Genomic DNA, 20,637 nt, shown 5'->3' on the forward strand with positions numbered 1-20,637 from the left:
GTGAGAACTTTCTGTACGTCTTCAAGGCGGCCCGCGAAGCGGGCCGCACGCGCCGCCGCCTGGACGCGTGGCGGGTGTTTTTTTTTTTTTTTCCCCCTCCCCCCCCCCCACCTCGACATAAGCGGAGTGGGCACCACTCTGCACCGTTGACGGTCAGTGACGTGGAGTCCCGTCAGATTGGGAGCAAATACCGCGTAAGCCACGTTCCCGACGCTCGGGGCAGGCACCGGGCGGCCATACCCAGCGCGTCGTCACACCCGTTGTATATTGACAGTCACTGATGCAACGATGAGGGTGCCTACAGTGGCCTGGGCCGGCGGACAACTGTGGGACCGTCCGTCCTGCCGGCCCAGCTAGGTCGGCACGGGTTCCTGGGATCAAGGGAGACCAGCCCCCATGTCGTTGTCGTCCACCCCACCGACGCGTCACCGTACCGATGAAGTGCCCCGCAGCCGCCGACGGGCCGCGTGGAGGCGGGCCGCGGCCGGCGTCGCCGCCGCGGTGCTTCTCGCCACCAGCGGTACGACGGCGGCCAGCGCCCCGGCACACGCGGCCGGCACGACCGCCGGGGCCGCCACCAGTGCCGGATGCCTGACGGTGACAATCGAGAGCAGCTACTGGAACAACGGCCCGGACAGCGGTGGCGTCTTCCGCGACATCACCATCACCAACACCTGCGCCACGGCGGTCACCGGCTGGAAACTGGTCCTGACGCTGCCGGCCGGCGAAACGGTCCAGCAGGGCTGGAACGCCAACTGGACCCTGGACGGCAAAACCCTCACTGCCGCTCCGACGACGTGGAACAACGTCATCGCCGCCGGCAGATCGGTCGAGATCGGATACGTCGGTGCCTGGACCGGCGACCGACCGCAGGATCCGGGCTGCACCATCAACGGCGACCCGTGCGACGGCAACCAACCCGGGCCGGGGCCGGCACCCGAGGTGACGCTGACCAGTCCGGTCGACAACAGCTACCTGGTGTCGGTCTGCGCCATCCGGATGACCGCCGACGCCAGCACCAAGACCGGGACGATCGAACGGGTCGAGTTCCACATCAACGACCAGCTCGTCGGCAGCGACACGACGGCCCCGTACGGCATCGACGTTCCACCCGACCACCCGGCGCTGCGCGACGGCGACACCAGTGACGGCTTCCCACGGCACACCGCCTTCGCTCGGGTCGTCACCGTCTCACCGGCGGACACCGCCGACTCGGCGACGATCACCTTCAGCCAGGCCGCGCCGCCACCGGCGCTGATGGTGATCGCCTGTCCGTCGCAGGTGGAGGTGCCGGCCGGTGGCTCAGCGACCATGACGTTCGTGACCGTCTGCGCCGCCACCCCGGCGCTGCACCTGACGGTGACCGGCGACCCCGGAGTCAGCGTCACCCCGACGGTCACCCGGCCCGGCAGCACGGAACACCCGGTCACCATCACCGCCGCACCCGGCAGCGCCGGAGCCGTCGCCCGGGTCACCGCTACCGCCGACGATTCAGGCTCCTGTCTGCCGGCCACAGCAACGGTCACCGTCGGCCCACCCGACTGACGAAACGGCTCAGCCCGCTGAGCCGGCGGTACCGCCGGGCCGCCTATCCGGCGCTGGCCGGAGTGCCGGCACCGTCCAAGGACGGGTAGTCGGTGTAGCCGTGGGCGTCACCGCCGTACACCGTCGCCTGGTCGACCTCGTTGAGCGGAGCCTGCTCACGCCAGCGGCGTACCAGGTCGGGGTTGGCGATGAACGGCCGACCGACCGCGACGGCCGCCGCTTTCCCGCCGCGTACCAGGGTCTGCGCGGTTTCCCGGTCGGTGACCGTCGCGAACCCGGTGTTGACCACGACCGGGCCGCCGAACCGGGCCGACAGGTCCGCGAGCAGCGGATCGGCCGGGTCGATCGACAGGTGCAGGAAGGCCAGGCCGAGCGGGGCGATCGCGTCGACCAGCCCCCGGTAGGTGGCGGCGGTCTCGGCCGGATCGTCCTCGACCAGCCCGATGGCGCCGTTGGCCGGGGAGAGCCGCAGCCCGACCCGTTCCGGGCCGATCTCCTGGGCGACGGCGGTGACCGTCTCGGCGACGAACCGGGAGCGGGCGGCCGGCGATCCGCCGTACCGGTCGGTGCGCCGGTTGGTCGTCGGGGCGAGGAACTGGTGCAGCAGGTAGCCGTTGGCGCCGTGCAGCTCGACCCCGTCGAGGCCGGCGTCGACGGCCGACCGCGCCGCCTGCCGGAACTCGTCGACCACCTGCGGAAGCTCGTCGGTGGTCAGGGCGCGGGGCGTCGGGTACGGCTGCCTACCGGTGGCCGTGATCATGGTGCCGTCGGCGGCGACGGCGCTCGGCGCGACGGTCTCCTGCCCGTGCTTGTTGTCCGGGTGGGCGATCCGGCCGGCGTGCATCAGCTGGGCGACGATCCGCCCGTCGGCGGCGTGCACCGCGTCGGCGATCCGCCGCCAGCCGTCGACCTGCTCGGGTGTGTGCAGGCCGGGGGTGTTCGGGTAGCCCTTGCCCGACGGCGCTGGGCTGCACCCCCTCGGTGATGATCAGGCCGGCGGTGGCCCGCTGCTGGTAGTAGGTGGCGGCGTGCTCGTTGGGTACCCCGTCGGGCTGCGCCCGGTTGCGGGTCATGGGTGCCATGAAGACCCGGTTGGGCAGGTTCCACTTGCCGATGGTCACCGGCTCGAACAGCTCAGGCATGGTCAGGTCTCCCCAGGAGGTGGTGAATGGTCAGAAGGCGTACGGGCGTCAGAAGGCGTACGGGCCGAATCGGCCCCAGGCGACGACGGCGGCCATCGCCAGGAGGACCAGGTTGGGCAGAATCGCCGGGTACTCCTTGCGCCGGGCGTGCACGATCGCGGCGCCGATCATCATCGCGACCAGGCCGAGGGCGGCCAGCGGCACGAACACCGGGGCGATCCCGGTGACCGCCGGCAGGATCAGGCCGATCGCGGCAAGGATCTCCAGCGCGCCGATGGTCCGCACCAGACCCATCGGGAAGTCGGCGGCGAAGCCCATCCCCTTCTCGACAAGCTTCTCCCTCGACTGGCTGACCTTCATCAGCCCCGCGCCGAGAAACGCTGCGGCGAGCAGTCCGGCGAGCACCCAAAGAACGATGTTCATATCTGTCTCCGATGTCGGATCGCTTTAAGCTTGAAGCGAGGCTAGTCCGCGATGACTTCAAGCGTCAAGTGACGCAGCTCTCGTGATCACTTGACGCTTGAAGCTAGACTCGACGACATGGCCACCCCGACCGAGCAGCCGCACTGGCTCGACAAGGAGGAACTGGAGACCTGGTTCGCCCTCGTCGGCGTACTGGCGAGGCTGCCGGGCGCCCTCGACCGGCAGTTGCAGCGCGACGCCGGAATCAGCCACTTCGAGTACCAGGTGATGGCCGCGCTGTCCGAGACGCCCGAGCGCACCATGCGGATGAGCCGGCTCGCCATGATCGCCGACGGGTCGTTGTCTCGGCTGTCGCAGGTCGTCACCCGGCTGGAAAAGCGCGGCTGGGTCTGCCGTACGCCGGACCCGACCGACGGTCGCTACACGCTCGCGACGCTGACCGACGACGGCTGGGACAAGCTGGTCGCCACGGCCCCCGGGCACGTCGCCGAGGTGCGTCGACTCGTCTTCGACCCGATGACGAAGGCCCAGTGCCGGCAGCTACGCGACATCGGCCGACGCATCACCACCACCATCGACCCCGACGAGTCCTGCCTGCGCTGAGCGCGGCCCGCGACCTGCGCCGGTACGAAGGCCGCGCTCAGCGAACGGTCACCCGATCGGGCCACCCGCCATTCCAGCCATCCGGGCGATCATCGTCGCGTCGGCGGCTCCCGCGTACACCCGGACCTCGTCGACGACGCCGGTGAGGTACTGGCCGAAGCTCCCGTTGTGCAACGCCCGGCCCACCTGCAGGCCGCCGTTCGCCCGCCAGCCGGCCGTGTACGCGGCAGTGCCGGTCGCAGAAAGGTAGCCGTCGACGTAGAGTCTCACCTCCTGGCGCGCCGAGTCGTAGACCACCGCCAGGTGCTGGCCGAAGTAATCCCATTCCGGGTACGTCAAGTTGTCCTGTATGACCGTCGACGCCGGGTCGGTGGTGTCCTGGTGTGGCAGGACCAGCTCCCAGCGATTCGACGCGGCGTTGCAGCGGATGACGAAGCCACTGGCGGTGACGCCGGCCTGGGACAGCACCGCCTGGTCGGTGTCTCCGCAGGTCGGGCCGGCCAGCCGCACTCGTACGCCGACGGTGAAGCTGCGGTCGGTAACCGCGATCGGTCCGTCGGTCTGCGCCCAGTCGTCGACGCCGTCGAGCACCAGATGCCCATCAGCTACCAGCGGCGGCTCAGCGAACGGGTCCTCGTCCATATCCGGGGCGTACAGGTGCGAATCGCCGTGCAACCGCAGGTCCGCACCGCCGCCGTACTCCGGGCTGTTGCCGTTGGTGGCCTCGTCCAGCGGCCAGTAGCCGAACGAGGTCGGCGGCCGAGCCGACAGGTCTCGCACCTCGTGCGACACCAGTACGCGGTCGAAGACCGCGACGTCGGCGAGGTCTCCGGCCCAGCCCTCGGTGTAGCCGCTGCCGCTGACCGCGCGACCGATCTGCACCGCACCCTGCGACGCCCACACCGACTGACGCAGCGCCACCGGCTGTTCGTCGCCGTGGACGTACAGGGTCATCGTGGTCAGCTCCGGGTCGTACGCGGCCGCCAGGTGGGTCCACTCGCCGAGCATGACCGGCGCGGTGCTGGTCACCGACCACACAGCCGGTGAAGGCGAGTCCGATGCGGCGATCTCGAACGCCCAACGGCCACTGTCCGCGTCGAAGCCGAGGGTGAAGCCGGGCGCGTCGGTGCCGTCCTGGCTGACCGCGACCCGGTCGACCGAGTCGTCGGTCAACCGCACCCAGGCGCTGGCACCGAACCCGGTCGACGTGTCGATCAGGCCGGAACTGCTGGTAGCCAGGTAGCTGGTAGCCGCGTCGCCGGTGAGTCGGGCCGCCCGGCCGAGTTGGCACTGCGCGCCCAGGTCTGCGCACTCCGACCCGGGAACGCCGAACGTGACGCCGCTGCCGGCGGCCGCCGGGTGGTTGCCGCGCGCGTCCGCCGCCGAAGTGGCACCGGCCGCGTCGTCGAGCGGCCACTCGCCAGCAGCGAGCCGAGTCGGTACGGAGAAAAGGCAGTATGCGATCGGCGAACGTCCTCCGTCGGCGTCGACCGCCTGCACGGTGACTGAGGTCGTCCGGTCCTGCACCGGCATCCAGCGCAGCGACACCGGCGCGCCGATGCTCGCGGGCACAAGGACGTTGTCCGGCAAGGGGTTGGTGTTGAAGCCGTACAGGTACTTGACGACCTGAGGGGACGGCGAGTGGAAGGTGAAGGTGCCGTACACACCGATCGACCCACGGTGCTGGTTGTCCTCGGCGCAGGCGCTGGTGTGTTCGTCGGCGTCGAGCGGCAGGTACTCCGGCGAGTCGATGTCCGGCGCGATCGGCGCGACGACGTTGCTCGACGTCGCCGTGTCGCGCTCTGCCGGTCCGGCCACCGCCGGTGCGGCGGCGACGGCGTGTACCCCGAGCACCATCGCGATCAGCACTGCCACCCGCCGCAGCCCGCGCACGGATCCACGATTATCCACTGTCATCTACTACTCCCCCTTGCCAGGCACTGAATACGCGCGATAACCATGCTTTCATGCAACAATGAGCATTGTCGATGAATGGCACCAGAGCTAATCGACTTGCATCTTCCGCACACAGCGGCGCGAGAGCCATCGCACTACCCAAACTTCCACGGACAGCCCAAACACCCACAAGCGAATAGAATCATCCCGCGACGAGGTAGCAACGACAGTCTGCGATCTTACCAAGGCGACCAGACAGACCACCCCAAGGTCCACATCCTGACCTCAACCAGCAACAATGAGCTCACTTTCTCCACCTGGAACTTCCAATCCAGATGATTCACTCGAATGATGCATTCGGACAACAAATGACAGACAGGCAACGAAGCCTTCTCCAAGGTCGGACGACAAGAGCACCGGAATTACTCTACCGGCACGATCATCGATCCTCAAAAAATCTAGGATACTTTGTCGATCATTATTATTGGCACAACTCAGGGTCAACGACGAGTACACTGACTTTAGTTTCACCCCCACTACACCATAGAAGAGTGCGCGCGTCGTTACACCACTACCTTCTCCTCTAATCTCCAACTCAGAATGACTGACGCTATATCGCCACGGTCGAAACTTACCATCCAACACAACAGGAAGTTCCGCATAGCGAGCCAATTCGCTAGCCAAATGGATTCGCCACCTTTTCGCCATTCCGATAGAATGTTGTGCGCGACACCGCAGACTTGCTATTTTTGACGAGATTCAGCTCCCAGGCCGTGGAGTGCCCATCGAAAATTGGGTCGACTTCCTTTCCGCGCACAGCAAAGGCCACTGGATCGTCGATCCCATCAAGGTTGAAGTGAATCTTGGTTTTTCTGTCCTTCACATATCCCTTCAGCTCCGATACCCAGTTCTCGCCGCGAGACGGCCAGTCATGGTATGACTTCGCGCCTACCGAGTCGGCAAACTCATGCAAGGCCATCGGATTACCATCAACTTCACTCATCCCCAGAGCAATGCTGCAATTATGAACAAGGATCGCCGTTTTGCCGGCCACCACATGATACGTGTGGATGCCGGCGACGGTGAGGTTGTGGACCGTACGGGTTTCGGACCACTGACGTACGGCGGTGACCTGGACCCATGTACCGGCGGAGGTCTGCAGCCACTGCCCAGCCGCCAACTCGGCTGCGTCGCGCCACTCACCCACCTCCGGCACCCAGAACGGATGACCGTCCGTCGCGACCAACACCCCCAAGGCCCCACTCCGGTTACCGTCGACATCGACGGTTATCTCGACCAGGTCCTTTCGCCCCTGCCCGACAATGGTGGCCACAACCGCCTTCGCTGCCGACTCGCCAGACTCCGGATCGGACGCCACCACCAGATCACCGACGACGATATCCTCGATCGGCTTCGACGAACCATCCGCGAGCAGCACCAACGTGCCCGGCACGAAGCTATTCGATGTAAGACAATTTCCCAGGTCGTCGAGATTTTTTCGGCTTCTGAGGAAGGTGCCGACGGCGTCCTTCAACTTGCCGCCCAGGTTCCACAACCGCTCCCCAAGCGCCTTCAGCCTCATCGGCTTCAAGCCGTAACGGGCCAACAACTTCCCCGCAGCGCCACCGACCGCCGTCAACACCACGTTCAACGCCGTCATCGCACAAGCGCCCATGTCGCCGTTGATGAAACAGTCGACCGCGTCGGTGATCCCCAACTCGTCCATCAAAATCTGGCCGAGCTCCTTCGCCACCGCCACCACGACCTGCTTTGCGTCCTCCACATCCCGACGCGCCTGCGCCACCTCCGGCGGCACCGTCGACGCCGGCGGCGGCCGGGGCACCACCGTCCAACGGTTCGACGACATCGAGTACACCAACTGCTCACCGCGCTTCTTCCAGTACGCGTCCTCCTCCGCACCACCACCCGTCGCCAACGGGCGCAACCCATCCGGATCCGTAAACGACACCGGCGAATTGTTCGCATACGCGTACCCGTGCATTTGCTGCGGATCACTCACATCGATGATCGGGTCCACCGAGATGAACCGACCAGTCTGCGGGTCATACTCCCGCGCACCCAGATGCGTCAACCCCGTCGACGCGTCCTGCGTACCACCGACGAAGCCCTTCTCGCCCAACCACTGACCAACCCCCGGCTGAATGCCGCGCGGCGTGCCGAACGGCGCCATCCGCCGATGCGTGATCTGCCCCGTGGCCCCGTCCACCGCGGCCTGCCCGGAACCGTGATGATCCGCAGCCTGCACCTGCACACCCGCGACCGTTCGCACCACCGTCAACTGACCGCCGACCGGGTAGTAGCGCGTCCCATCGACCACCGAGTTGGAGCGGTTCAGCTTCAACTCCATGTTCGGCAGATACACCGTGATCGAATCCGGATCCTTCCGGACCAACCGACCGCCATCGGCGTCGTAGACGAAACTGGTGGTCTTCCCGTCCTCGGTGACCGACTCCAGCCGGCCCTCGGCGTTCCAGACCAGGTCCTGCTCCTCGCCGACCCGGACCCGCTTCGTCGTGTTGCCCGCCGCGTCGTACTCGTACGAGTACAACCGGTCACCGGCCGACGTCTCCTCGACCACCTGCGACAACGTGTGCGGCTGTGCCTGACCCGGCTGTGGGAACGAATACGTCCGCTCGACCTCGTCGGCCCCACCCGCAGCGTGGATCGTCTCGCTCAGCCGGTTACCAGCCAGGTCGTAGCTGTAGGAGTGGTGGTACGGCGCCGGCCCGCCCACCCCGCTGGTGCCCGGCCCACCCGCACACGGATCACTCGCCGTGGTCGCCGTGCTCCAGGCCCGCGTCATCCGCCGCAGATAGTCGTACTGGAAACACTGGATGTCCCGCACTCCGGAGCCCGGCCGGTCAGCGATCGACAGCACATTACCGGCGTCGTCGTACTCGTAGTGCTGGTCGATGTCGCTGGTCGGCATTGCCGGGTTGTCACCCTCAATCGGCTGCCGGCGCAGCATCGATCGGATCAGCCGGTTGGTGCCCTCCTCGTAGGTGTAGGTGCCGAAGACCTTACGGCTACCGGCGCTGACCTGCGCCCTCTGAAGCTCACCGGTCGACGTGTAGGTAGCGTCGCTGAGATATGACTCGTCACCAGTAATCCTTGTGACCCGCTGCAGGCTGTCGTAGGTGTAACTGACACCTTCGACCGACAGACCGCCCCCCTCTGGGAATGTCGTACCCTTAACAGTGCCGTCGTCGTTGTAAACGGTGAGGAATTTGTAGAATCCGCCGAGCTCGGCATCCGTGTCGCCTGCGGGAATGCTGTATCGCACTTCGGTCGCTCGATAGTGGGCATCTCGAGCAACGTAGACGGTGTGATACTTGTGGCCGCCGTCTACGATGCGGGTGGCGAAGTAGAGCTGTCCCTTGGCGACGGTGTCGTATCCCCACTCGGCAAGCTTCGTACCTGTCTCGACCGAGCCCTGATAGGTGCCGGTCTTTCGGCCGAGCACGTCGTAGGTGTGGCTGACAGTGACGCCCCGACCGTCCGTGGTGGAGGTCAACTGGTCGTGGTCGTTGTAGGTGAAGGTGCTGGTTCCGCTGTCCGGATCGACCGCTTCGGTTTTGCGACCCCGTTGGTCGTACTCGTAGGTCCACACGTTGCCGGCCGGGTCGGTGACGCTGGCCTGCTGACCGGCAGGGGTATAGGTGTACGTGGTGCTGTCGAAGCTGCCACTCGGCCCGGCACCGTGGTACTGCCGTAGCTCGACGACCTGACCACGGGCATCGGTGATGGTGGCCGTCGGGGTACCGCCCGTCGGCGGGTCGACATGCACCCGGTCCCCGCCGTACGTGGTGACCGTTCGCCACTTCTCGTCCGAGGCGACGAGGGTGATGGTGTCGGTGACCCGGTCCACGCCGTCGTACTGATACACCGTCTGCAGGTCGACATCGCCGTTGACCGTCTTCAGCAGAGTGCCTGACGGGGCACCGGAGGCGTGGAACTTGTCGTTGAACTTCGCCACCTTGCCGGTGGCGGTGTAGAAGGTTTCCGAGACGAGCCGTCCACCATCCGGTCCGGGCACCTGAATCTGCCGAGGGCGGAGGAAGCCGTCGTAAATCGTAAACTCGGCGTTTGATACGCCGTTGACGATTTGCTCCTTCTTCACTGACACAGGTGCGTTGTCCTGGTTCTGGTACGTATACCGGACACTCGGCTCGTTGGGGTTACTCGCCTTGGTCTTGTCCGGTAGCCAGACCCGCACGGTACGGCCCAGCTTGTCGTACTCGACGTCAGTGCGCTTGCCGTTCCAGTCGATCTGGGTGACCGGCTGTCCCCATGCCGGGTGGTAGTCGGTGGTCGCGATGAACCGGGTGTCGACGGTGCCGACCCGGATCTGCGGCCCAGTCTCCATCTTGCGGGTGGTCAGACCGTTCGTCTCGGTGTAGGCGATGTTGGTGACCGCGCCGGAGCCGTCCTGCGCCGTCAGCGGCCGGCCGTACATGTCGAAGGTCCCTTCACCGACGGTGACATAGCTCGGGGTGGAACCGCTGTGGCTGGCGAGCTTCTCGATCCGGGTGGCGTTGCCCTTGGTCGGCGTCGCACCGTATGCCTGGCCGTCGTACGAGGTCCGGTTGTCGGTGAGCAGTTGGGTGGCCAGGTCGGGGTTGGTGACCGAGCAGGCGACCGAGACGGTCTCCTCCCGGGCGACCAGGGTCCGTAGCCGCAGGCTGTGGTTGTCGGCGTAGGTGGTCCGGGTGCACCGGTCGTCGGCGGCGGTGCTGACGTCGCCGAGATCCTCGACCTGCGTGACCCGCCCGACCGGGTCGGTGTAGCCGCTGGTCGCCGGGTCGTAGGTGGTGATCGACTTCGTTTCCCGCCAGTCGCCGCCAGCCAGCGCGGTGAAGCCCCGACTGACCCGCGGCTTGACGAAGAACGCCCGATCGGTGCCCCACGGCCGGCTGTAGCTGGCGGTCTCGTAATGCCACGGGCTGGTCACCGATTTGCTGCTGACCTGGGAGCCGTTGTAGACGGCGGTCTCGATCTCGAAGCCGGCGAGTTCGTCGTGGTCGGTGTGGGAAGTGCCGACCGAGTCGGTACGGGTGACCGTGCGGGTGCCGCCGGCCGGGTTCTTGTCGCCGTGCATGCCGCGCAGGTAGGTGTGCTCGGTGCGGGTGGTGAAGGTCTCGCCGTCGCCGCGCCGGACGCGCACCTTCTCGTAGCCGCGCCACTGGTTCCAGGTCAGCAACTCGATGTCACCGATGCCGTCCGGGTCGGCGTGCCGCCAGGCCGCGTCGCCCAGATACTCGTAGCTGGTCACCATGTCCGGGGCCAAGGCGGTGCCGGGCTCGACGTTCGTGCGGTCCGTTTCGGTGACCGACTCGACGACGTACTTGTGGAACCAGTCGGTGATCGGATTCACCTCGCCGCTCGGCGACCACTTCACCGGGTAGCAGCGGCGGGTGCTGTTGCCGGGGGTCGGCAGCGAGTTGGCCGAGCAGTCCGGCGACTTGTAGGTGACATCGACCTGGCCGCCGGAGTCGGTGTAGACGGTGGTCAGTCGAGGCCGGATCAGTGGGGCGACGTTGTCGCCAGGGATGTCGATCCGGTTGGGCAGCTGCAGCGGGCCCAACTCGACCGAGGGCACGGTCAGCGGGTCGCCGTCACCGTAGCGGCCCTGGTGGTCGATCTTGTGCAGCCACAGCGACCGGCTGCCGTCGGCGTTGTTGGTGAACAGGTGGGTCAGGTTCCACGAGTCGACCGGCGTCCATCCGCTGGTGGTGCGGATCTCGGTGGTGATCTGGCCGACCCGCTTGCGGGTCCAGAAGCTGGGTGACGACTGGCTGGCTGTGCAGTGGGTTCCGGCAGCGCAGTTGCGGTCCCACGGCACGTCCGGCCAGGAGTTGGCCGTGCTGTTGTTCAGCTGACCCGGCGCGCAGGTGATACTGCCGCTCGGGATGCACCGTTCGGCGTCGGTGAACACCACCCGGGCCGGTGCCGGGGTGGAGTAGACCGCGTTGTGCCGCTGGCCGTAGTCGATCCGCTTGAGCCAACCACCCCGGTGGTACGCGGTGCCGTTGACGGTGGTCTGCGCCCGCAGCGCGTAGTGGTTCGTCTCCCGCTCGTAGAAGTACGAGGTGACGTTGCCGTGCCGGTCCTTGACGTAGTCGAGGTTCCACCGCCAGGCCTGGTGGCACCAGGCGTTCGCCAGTGTCGAGTTGTAGCAGGGTTCGCCGCTGTCGTCGCCGAAGACCGGCACCGTCCACACCGAGTTGGTTTCGGCGTTTCCGGACGCCCATCCGGGCAGCCGGTTCAGCCCGAAGTAGTGCTCGGTGCCGTCGATCGTGGTGACCTTCCAGAACTCGCGGTCGTTGTCACCATTGACGGCGCCGTCGACCGTCCCGCTGTACCGCTCGATCTTCGACCCGTCGTCGTTGGCGAACCGCCAGGTGCTGCCGGTCCGCACCAGCGTGCTGGACCGCCCGTTGAGCATCAGTACGGCGTTGTCGTGCGCCCAGCACAGGTCGCCCATGCCGTCGCGGCCGTCGTCGAGGCAGGTGTTGTAGCGGCGTTCAACGTACCCGGGGTCGTAGCTGAAGCCCTCGCCCAGCCAGGAGCCCTGGTTGTTGGTGGTCGCAGTCCGCCCGTCGGTGGCCTGCGAGTTGTAGCCGAGCACCACCGACGGGGTCAGCCCGCCCGGCACCGGCGGCACCCGCATCGGGTACGACCAGTTGAACGCACCCGATGACGGTGACACGTTCCACTTCGACGACGGCGCGAACTCGGTCGCGCCGAAGCTGCCCTGCGCCGAAGCCTCCGAAGCGACCATTGCGAACAGCGCCGAGCCGGCACCGACGTCGATCGTGGCGGTAAGGGTGTCGGTTCCCGCGTTGTTGACCGCCGGTACCGGCTCCGGCGCACACGCCGACGCGTCCGGCGTGGTCAACGCACACTCAGGCAACCGGACCAGCCGCAGTCGGGCACCGAAATCGCCGCCGTACGCATCGGCGATCCCGGCGTAGCTCAACGCCACCCGGACGGTGCCGGCACCGGTCTCGCCGGCAGCCCGCCCGATCCGGGTGACCGGTCCGTCGACCTTCGCTTTCGTCGACACCGCGCGGTCGAGGGTCTGCACCCGCACTCTGCTCGGCGGCGCGGTGCCGGCCGCACGGCCCGCCGCACTGGTCGGACTGGCCACCGGCGTCGCCGGCACCTCCACCGTCCCGGCCGCCGGCCAGGCAACCTCCGGTGCGGTACGCAGCGCCGCCTGCACCACCGGGTTCGGCTCACGGGGCGGCACCGGAGCCGCCGGGCGGTCCGGAGCCGGTTCGTCATGTTGCTGGACCGGGGGTGCCTCGGAGGACGGCTCGGCCCGGGCCGGGCTCTCCACCCCCTGCAGCAGGCCGGCGGCGACGACGACCGCCGTCGCCCAGGTGACAGCGGCGGTCAGCCGTCGACGGCGGTCCGGGGTCGTAGCCAGAATCCGGGAACTCATCACCACTCCAGGGGGGAAGGAGGCGAAGCGGACGGGAGATCGGCGATTCACAGGTACGGATTCGGCGCAGGAAGGACAAGCCGCTGAATCGACTCGTCGTCAGCGACCCCGGTATAGGCGCGTACCTCGTCGACGACACCGCCGAGGTACTGGCCGAAGGCGCCGTTGTGCAACGCCCGGCCCACCTGCAGCGGTCCGCCCGCCCGCCAGCCGGCGGTGTAGGTGGCGGCGGCGGTCACAGCGACCTCGCCGTTGATGTAGAGCCGCACCTCGTTGCGGAATGCGTCGTAGACCACCGCCAAGTGCTGGCCGTGCTGGTCTGCGCTCGGCAGCAGATCGACGTCGAAGACCACCGTGGCCTGTGGGTCGTTGGTATCGCTGTGCGGTAGCACCAACTCCCAGCGGTTGCCGCTGCCACAGCGGATCACGAATCCGCTCGCCGCAGTGCCAGCCTGGGAGAGCACCGCCTGGTCCCGGTCGCCACAGGTCGGGCTGGGCAACCGGACCCGGGCGGCGACGGTGAAGCTGCCGTCGGTCACCGCCACCGGCGCGTCGGTGCGGGCCCGGCCGTCGACCCCGTCGAGCACCAGATGTCCGCCGCCGACCAGCGGCAACTCGACGAACGGATCCTCGTCGACGTCCGGTGCGTACAGGTGGGCACCGCCTTCCAACAGCAGCTCCTGGCCGTTTGAGTCGTAGGCGGGGCTGCGGTCGCCGGAGACGTCGTCCAGCGGCCAGTAGCCGAGGCGGATAGGCCGCAGTGTGGACAGCTCGCTGACCTCCCGGTGCACCAGCACCCGGTCGTAGACGGCGATGTCGGCCAGCTCACCGGCCCAGCCGGCGGTGTGGCCGCTGCGGGCGTACGCCCGACCGATCTGCACCGCGCCCCGGGACTTCCAGGCCGACCGGCGCGGCACGGTCGGCTGGACGTCCCCGTTGACGTACAGCGTCATCGTCTTGAGCTCCGGGTCGTACGCGGCCGCCAGATGAGTCCATTCGTCGCGAATCGCCGGGGCGGTGCTGGTCACCGACCAGCCGCCCAGCGACAGCACGTCCGTCGACGGGATCGCGAACTCCCACTTGCCGGTGGCGGCGTCGAAGCCGAGGGTGAAGCCGGGCTCGCCGCTGCCGTCCTGGCTGATCGCGACCCGGTCGGTGGTGTCGTCGGTGAGCCGCACCCAGGCGCTGGCTCCGAACCCGGTCGACGTGTCGACCAGCGCCGAGCTGGTGGTGGCCAGGTAGCTCTCGGCGGCGTCGCCGGTGAACTGGATTGCCCGGTCGAACTGGCACTCGGAGCCGGAGTCACCGCAGCCCGGCCCGGACACTCCGAACGTCACCCCGGCTCCGGCGACCGCCGGATGGTTGCCCCGGGCGTCCTCGGCCGACGCCGCACCGGCTGCCTCGCCGAGCCCCCATTCGCCTGCCGCCAGCCGGGTCGGCACGGAGAACACGCAGGTGGCGATCGCCGACCGCAGGCCGGACTGGTCGACTGCCTGCACCGTGACGATGTTCGGGGCGTCGTCGCCTGGCATCCAGCGCAGTGACACCGGGCCGCCGGGGCTGGTCGGCACCAGTTCGTTGTCCGGCAACGGGTTGGTGTTGAACCCGTACAGGTAGCGGACGGTGTCGGTGGAGACCGAGTCGAAAATGAAGGTGCCGTAGATGCCGACCCCGCCCCGGTGCTGGTCGTCCTCGACGCAGGCGCTGGTGTGCTCACCGGCGTCGAGTGGCAGATACTCCGGAGAGTCGATGTCCGGCGCGGCCGGCGCGGTGGAGTCGTAGACGAACTGGCAGGCGGTCTGAGTGCTGCCTTCCCAGCTCCACGGCCCCCAGACCTCCGAGTCGCCGGCCCGGACTTCCCAGGTGATCGGCGTGTTCTGCGGGATACTCGATGGCAGGGTGTGCTGGAAGCGGGAACCGCTGGCCTTCCACCCGGTGGTGACGTAGTTGTTGACCCGGGTGCCGGCCGAGTCGTACCAGTAGTAGAGGATCTGGCCCCGGACATCCTCGGTGTGCGACGAGCTGTGGTCCGGGTCGCGTAGCACCATGAACAGCGTCGGCGGGGTGTCCACGTACGGTCGGTTGGTGCCGGTGACGCACTGGCCACCGGGCGACATGGTCAACTCGGACTGCTTCGGTTGGCTCGGTGTCCGGTTGTAGTGCACAGCCAGGAGCGCGTTTCCGCAGAACCGCTTGAACGCCGTCTGGTCGTTCTCGTCCGTGGCGGCGAGCCCGAACGTGGTCGTCGACCAGCCCTTGGTCACAGCTTCCCGCACCGCCGCGGTGGCGGTGAAGCCGACGTTCTGGTTCGTCGAGGTGCAGGAGTTCTTCTTCGCGGTCGGTGCCTTCGTCTGCAGCAGGACGCCGAGCGCCGGTTTGTTGTTCCAGTTCGTGCCGGAGCTGATGCCGGACGATGCCCGGTACAACGAGACGTTCCTCGGGGTCGAGTTGTACGTGTGGGTCATCGTCACCCGGAACTCCGCGCTCAGGATGGTCCGCCCCGCGTACGGCGTGGGCAACGCGTAGTAGATCCGCTTTTTCCCGACCTTGTTGCACTGCCCGGAGTCGACCGGGCAGTCGCCGACGCCTTCGGTGCCGGAGAACTTGTGGTACGACATGTGCGGGTAGCCGCTGGCAACCATCGCCCAGTCGCTCCTGCGGGTGTCCTGCCAGACCGGGTCGATGTAGACCGGCCAGCGGGTGTCGGGATCGGTGAGCATCGCCTGGTCGGGCAGCAGGGTGAGGGTGTCGCCGTCGATCCGCCAGCCGATCGGTGCCTGGCTGGCACCCGGCGGGGCGGACCCGGTGGCGTCGACACCGGTCACGTCACCTGAGTCGGGAGCGGTCCGGCCCGGCGTCGCGGCGTCGGTGCCGGCGATGTCGTCACCCGAGTCCCACATCGCCGGTGCGGCGGCCTCCAGCACCGGCGCGCCGGACACCGTGTCCACGGCCGCCAGCCCACCTTCGAGGCCGTCCTGCACGGTCAGCCCGGCAGTGGCCAGGCCGAACTCCAGCTCGGCCAGCTCCGGCTGCTGTGCCGCCTCCGGGGTCTTGACCACGAGTACGTGTGAGAAGCCGGTGACCTCGACGTCGACCACCAGGTCCACGTCGGGCAGCACCTCGGCGTAGACGGCCTGGTCACCGTCGACCGTCGGCTCCGGCAGGGCACCGGGCCAGTCGAGGGTCATGCTGCGGCCGGCGCGCTCCACCCGTACCAGGGGGGTGTCGCCACCGCCGGAGAGCCGCAGCCCGAGGGTGGCGGCCCGGGGGCCGATGCTGCCGTCGGCGGCGGTGACCAGGGTCGCGTCGGTCGGCACCCATTGGCCGTCGCGGACCACCCGGAACGGCTGGGCGTGCTGCACCGAAGTCAGCGTGCCGTCCGGGTTGGCGAACGTCTGGGTGCTCTCACCCTGCAGGGCACCGATCTCGACCCGCTCACCGATGTCGACGGCGTGGGCGAACGCCTCGGCTTCGGTCTGCCGGACCGGCTCCGCGCCGTCCACGGCCGGTGCCGGTTCGTCCGACTCCGCCGCCGGTGCGGGGGCGGCCTGCTCCGTCCGGTCCGGGGCCGCCGTCGCCGGGCTGGCCACCACCGCGTACGCGGCCAGCAGCCCGGCCAGGCCGAGGCTCAGCCCGAGCCGGCGTCGGCCACTGAACTTCGTGTTGCCACCGATCATGTCGCGGTCCTCCCCCGTCACGCCGTTCCACCTGTCGATGGCCATCAGTCGACCGCCGTCCCGAAGGCGACCGCTCCGGCGGGGAAGCCGCCTTCGCCGGCCCGCCACACGTGCTCGGGCGTCGCCGACCCGGCGGCCAGCGTCGACCAGGGGATGGCGTAGACCGCCTGGTCGGAGTACGGGCTGGCGACGTGCAGATGGGTCTGGTTGCCGGCGATCGCCAGGCCGAGTAGTTCCTGCGCGGCCGGTGCCCCGGGCAGGGCACCGGACACCCGTTCCACGGTCGCGTAGCCGGTGATCGGGTCCGCGGCCGCACCGAACACCCGGATCACTCCGGCGTCAGCGGCCGACCCGGTGTCCTCACCGGGAGCGCCGACAGCCAGCAGCAGATTCTGCGCGGTCGCGGCCGATCCGGGTGCCAGGTTGACGAGGTGGATCCGCTCACCGAAGTAGTCACCCTCCTCGTCGCCGCTGGGTACGCCGACGATGTGCTGGGCGAGGACCGGCAGTTCGGTGAATCCGCTGTCGGTGACGTGGAACCGCTGTACGACGCCGGTGTCGACGATGCCGGCGGCACCGTACTCCTTACCGGGAGCGCCGACGGCGAGGAACGAGTCGGTCCCGCCGGCGGGCGCACCGGCAGCACGGTAATCGACCATGGACAGCGACTTGCCGAACGTGTCGTTCGCGGTCGAGGTGCCCCACACACCTGCCCGGTCCTGGTCGATCGCGCCGACCAGGGTGGGGCGGCCGGAGGTGTACTGGTGGCTGAAGACATTGACCGCGCCGGCGAAGACCTCGGCGCCGATCGCCTCACCGGGCGAGCCGATGGCGAAGTGGTGGCTCGACGCGGCCAGCGCATAGCCGGTCCTGTCGTCGTTCTCCAGCGCGCCGACCACACCGTTGCCTCCTTGGCTGAGCAGAATGTTCCCGGTGCCTCGCAGGTAGTGCACCACGCCGGTGTCGACGGCGGTGCCGACGTCCTCGCCCGGCGCGCCGATCAGCAGAAACGGCTCACCGACCACGGTGTGCCCGGCGGCGAGAGAGAACCCGAACCAGTCGCCGGCCTCGGCTGTCTCCGGGAACTCCGACTGACTCTGGTGCAGCATGATCGACGACGGGCCACCGGCGAGCCCGTCCGTGGAGCCGAGCAGCAGGTACACCATGCCGCCGTCGGCCTGGCCGCCGAGATCGTCGTACGGTACCCCGACGGCCAGGTCGGTGCAGCCGTCGTTGTTCACGTCGTAACTGGCCAACGCCGCGCCGAACTGGTCGCCGGCCCCGGCGATCCCGGACCCCTGGATGTTGTTCTCATGCAGGGTGTCGACGGTGCCGCTGCCGCCGTGGCGCACGTGCACCTGGCCGGCCTTGGCCTGCCCGGCGACGGTGGCTTCCGGGTCGGCGATCGCCACGTCGGCCACTCCGTCGCCGTCGTAGTCGTTGGCGACCCCACCGACGCAGCCTTCCGCTGGTGGCGCGGTCACGTAGACGGTCATCTCGCAGAAGTCGGACCAGACGGCGCTGCCGCTGACGCCGTCGTCGGCCCGCACCCGCCACTGGTAGCGGCCGCCGTCGAGGAACGCGCCGGCCGGCACGGTGACGCTCGCGGTAGCACCGGAGGCGACGTTGCTGAGTGTCTGGCCGCCGAGTGGTGCCGAGGCGCCGACCGCCCACCACTCGAACTCGACCGACATCGCGGTGCCGTCGTCGTCGGCGACGCTGGCCTGCAGCTGCGGGGTCAAGGTGTTGACCAGTGGCCGGTTGGTGCCGGTGACGCAGGCGGTGGCCGGCACCGTCGACCGGGCGGTCACCGTCGGCCACGAGTTGTACGTAACGACGGCGTACGGCACCTGCGAGGAGGCGGAGGTGTCCCGGGAGCGGAACTGCTTGAAGGTGGCGGTGTCGGTCTCGTCGGTGGCCCGGATGCCCATGTGGGCCTGGCTCGCCCCGGCGGTCGCGGCCCGCTGGAAGAACCCGGTGCCGCTGATCGTCGACCAGCCGTCGTCGCAACTGGAGTCGTAGCCCTTGGTCATGGTGGAGCTGGCTTCGTGGTGCAGCCACTGCGGCTGGTTGGTCCACCGGGTGGCGGTGCTGGCCGCGCCGGTGGACCAGATCTCCCATGCCTTCGGGGTGCAGGTGTGCGACCACCAGTTCCAGAAGTGGACGGTCGCCGAGTTGATCTGCTTGCCGGCGAGCACCGCCGCATCCCAGGTGACGAACGACCGGGTGATCGTCGGTGGACTGGTGGCAAGCAGCCCGATCTGCAGGTCGTTGGTGCCGCTCTGGTTCGTGGTGACGCTTTCCCGGACGTGCGCGTCGAAGGTGGTGGACAGTGGGTCGACCGTCGGGTCGAGGGTGACCGGGTAGACGGTGTCGGGCGAGTCCAGCCAATCGGTGGCGGGGCGCAGCACCAGGTCGATGCCGTCGGCGCGGGCGGTGACCGTGGTGCCGATCGGTGCGGTGCGGGCCGGTGTGCCGGCCGGGGTGGTCTGCGCGTCCCACATGGCGGGTGCCGGGACGGTGGCGATGGGGTCACCGTCGGCACCGGTCAGGGTGATGCCACCGAGTTCGTCGTGGCGGTGCCCGGCGATGCCCGGTCCGCTCAGCGTGAGGGGGATCTCGCGGACCCGGTCGGCAGCGTCGCGGTCGTGCACAGTGAGCAGTTGCTCGAAGCCGGTCCGGGTGGCCCGCACCACCAGGTCCACATCGGGCAGCACGTCGGGGTAGGTGGCGACGGGTCCGTCGAGCCGCGGCTCCGGCAGTGCGCCGGTCCAGCTCATCGCGACTCGGGCGGCGTCGTGGCCGACGGCGGCCAGCTCGTGGGTGCCAGCCGGGCGGGCACCGGAGATCCGCAGGTCGTTCGGGTGTGCGGCGGGCGCGATGCTGCCGTCGGCGGCCCGGCTCAGCCGCAGGTCGACCGGCAGCCAGGCACCGTCGCGGCGAACTCGGACGACGTCGGCGGCGATCCGTGCCTCGAGGTGGCCGTCCGGACGGGCCCACACCTCGGTGGTCTCCGAGGTCTGCCCGTCAATGCGGACCGGCTTACCGCTGTTCCGGGCGGCCTGCAGTGCCTGCCCCTGCGCCGTGGTGGGTGCGGCGAGCAGGGTATCTGACCGCACTGGATCCTCGGCGCTGACTGTGGCCGCCACAGCCAGCAGTACCGCCGCAGCGGTCAGCGCTGCGGTCCATCGTGGCGCATCTCCGGACGCGCGCCATCGACCCACGGCCATGCGGTCCTCCCCCGTGCGAGACCCTCAAGCCGAGTGGTCTGTGACGCTACGGGGTCGATTCCTGACTGTCAATGAAAGTCGGTGGGGTAGCGGCGCGACGCAGCGACCAGCAGCTACAGTCCACGATAGACGTATGTAGTCGGATCGTCGTCGCTTGGACCGTAGTCTTCGAAGTCCATGTTGGCCAGTGTCAGGTTGCCGTGCACGCTCAGCACCGTCTCAGGGAGCAGCCGAAACGGCTGATCGCGGGTCGGCTCCACGAACCCGTCGTCGTCCTCGTCGCCCTCGTCCGGAGCGTCGTCCTCGTCGTCCTGGACCTTGACGGCGAGCAGCGGCTGCTCGCCGCGCATGGTCACAGCATCGGCGACGAAGAACACCGCCGGGCTGTCGTCCGCCGCGAACGCCGCCAGGACCTCCTCGACAGTGGCGCCGTCGAAGGCCGGGTCGTCGACGACCGCCGCCGCAGGGAGGTCGGTGGAACGTACCGGGTCGTTTTTCAGCCGACGCAGAACCTGCTGCCAGGCCGCCTCGTCGGAGAAGTCAGTCCGCACCACGCACGGCTCGAACTCGAGGTCATCGGTCCGGACGATCAGCGGACGGGTAGGCATCTCGGTTGGCTCCTTCGGATCGGCGGCGACACCGGGCCCCACGCC

Annotated in this window: 9 protein-coding genes and 1 pseudogene; 2 read left to right on the plus strand and 8 right to left on the minus strand. The window is 68.4% G+C overall.

Annotated features, from left to right (window positions below):
* The first annotated feature begins 396 nt into the window (after positions 1 to 396).
* Complete coding sequence (locus tag ACXAHD_RS14995) at positions 397 to 1,545, plus strand: cellulose binding domain-containing protein (RefSeq protein ID WP_289211470.1); 1,149 nt, start codon at positions 397 to 399, stop codon at positions 1,543 to 1,545.
* Between the two features lie 43 nt (positions 1,546 to 1,588).
* On the opposite strand, the gene ACXAHD_RS15000 is transcribed toward ACXAHD_RS14995, so the two are convergent.
* The 3 genes and pseudogenes from ACXAHD_RS15000 to ACXAHD_RS15010 form a co-directional block, all read right to left on the minus strand.
* Positions 1,589 to 2,425 carry an oxidoreductase gene (locus tag ACXAHD_RS15000; protein ID WP_353850275.1) on the minus strand — a complete coding sequence of 279 codons (837 nt, stop codon included), beginning with the start codon at positions 2,423 to 2,425 and terminating at the stop codon, positions 1,589 to 1,591.
* Positions 2,426 to 2,534: 109 nt separating this feature from the next.
* A pseudogene (locus ACXAHD_RS15005) lies at positions 2,535 to 2,687 on the minus strand (oxidoreductase); the annotation flags it as partial.
* Positions 2,688 to 2,735: 48 nt separating this feature from the next.
* On the minus strand, positions 2,736 to 3,110 hold the full coding sequence (locus ACXAHD_RS15010) for a DoxX family protein (protein WP_282233360.1): 375 nt from the start codon (positions 3,108 to 3,110) through the stop codon (positions 2,736 to 2,738).
* Between the two features lie 117 nt (positions 3,111 to 3,227).
* On the opposite strand from ACXAHD_RS15010, the gene ACXAHD_RS15015 reads away from it, so the two are divergent.
* Entirely contained in the window at positions 3,228 to 3,713 is a 486-nt protein-coding gene (locus ACXAHD_RS15015; protein ID WP_289211471.1) for a MarR family winged helix-turn-helix transcriptional regulator, read from the plus strand.
* A gap of 48 nt (positions 3,714 to 3,761) precedes the next feature.
* Here ACXAHD_RS15015 and ACXAHD_RS15020 read toward each other — a convergent pair whose 3' ends face one another.
* From ACXAHD_RS15020 to ACXAHD_RS15040, 5 genes are all read right to left on the minus strand, one after another.
* Positions 3,762 to 5,630 carry a LamG domain-containing protein gene (locus ACXAHD_RS15020; protein WP_289211472.1) on the minus strand — a complete coding sequence of 623 codons (1,869 nt, stop codon included), beginning with the start codon at positions 5,628 to 5,630 and terminating at the stop codon, positions 3,762 to 3,764.
* Between the two features lie 655 nt (positions 5,631 to 6,285).
* Positions 6,286 to 13,077, minus strand: coding sequence for an RHS repeat-associated core domain-containing protein (locus tag ACXAHD_RS15025; protein ID WP_289211473.1), 6,792 nt, complete (start codon positions 13,075 to 13,077; stop codon positions 6,286 to 6,288).
* Between the two features lie 47 nt (positions 13,078 to 13,124).
* A complete protein-coding gene (locus ACXAHD_RS15030; RefSeq protein WP_475051213.1) occupies positions 13,125 to 16,775 on the minus strand; it encodes a LamG-like jellyroll fold domain-containing protein in 3,651 nt (1,216 codons plus the stop codon).
* A 23-nt stretch (positions 16,776 to 16,798) separates the two neighbouring features.
* A complete protein-coding gene (locus ACXAHD_RS15035) occupies positions 16,799 to 19,984 on the minus strand; it encodes a hypothetical protein (RefSeq protein WP_475051215.1) in 3,186 nt (1,061 codons plus the stop codon).
* A gap of 113 nt (positions 19,985 to 20,097) precedes the next feature.
* Entirely contained in the window at positions 20,098 to 20,592 is a 495-nt protein-coding gene (locus ACXAHD_RS15040; protein WP_475051218.1) for a DUF6924 domain-containing protein, read from the minus strand.
* Between the last annotated feature and the right edge of the window lie 45 nt (positions 20,593 to 20,637).

This window comes from Micromonospora sp. ABR4_055 (assembly GCF_056160425.1).

Coding starts and splice junctions, on each gene's coding strand:
- ACXAHD_RS14995 (WP_289211470.1), top strand. CDS start 397: ATGTCGTTGTCGTCCACCCCACCGACGCGTCACCGTACCGATGAAGTG.
- ACXAHD_RS15025 (WP_289211473.1), bottom strand. CDS start 13,077: ATGAGTTCCCGGATTCTGGCTACGACCCCGGACCGCCGTCGACGGCTG.
- ACXAHD_RS15020 (WP_289211472.1), bottom strand. CDS start 5,630: ATGACAGTGGATAATCGTGGATCCGTGCGCGGGCTGCGGCGGGTGGCA.
- ACXAHD_RS15035 (WP_475051215.1), bottom strand. CDS start 19,984: ATGGCCGTGGGTCGATGGCGCGCGTCCGGAGATGCGCCACGATGGACC.
- ACXAHD_RS15010 (WP_282233360.1), bottom strand. CDS start 3,110: ATGAACATCGTTCTTTGGGTGCTCGCCGGACTGCTCGCCGCAGCGTTT.
- ACXAHD_RS15040 (WP_475051218.1), bottom strand. CDS start 20,592: ATGCCTACCCGTCCGCTGATCGTCCGGACCGATGACCTCGAGTTCGAG.
- ACXAHD_RS15015 (WP_289211471.1), top strand. CDS start 3,228: ATGGCCACCCCGACCGAGCAGCCGCACTGGCTCGACAAGGAGGAACTG.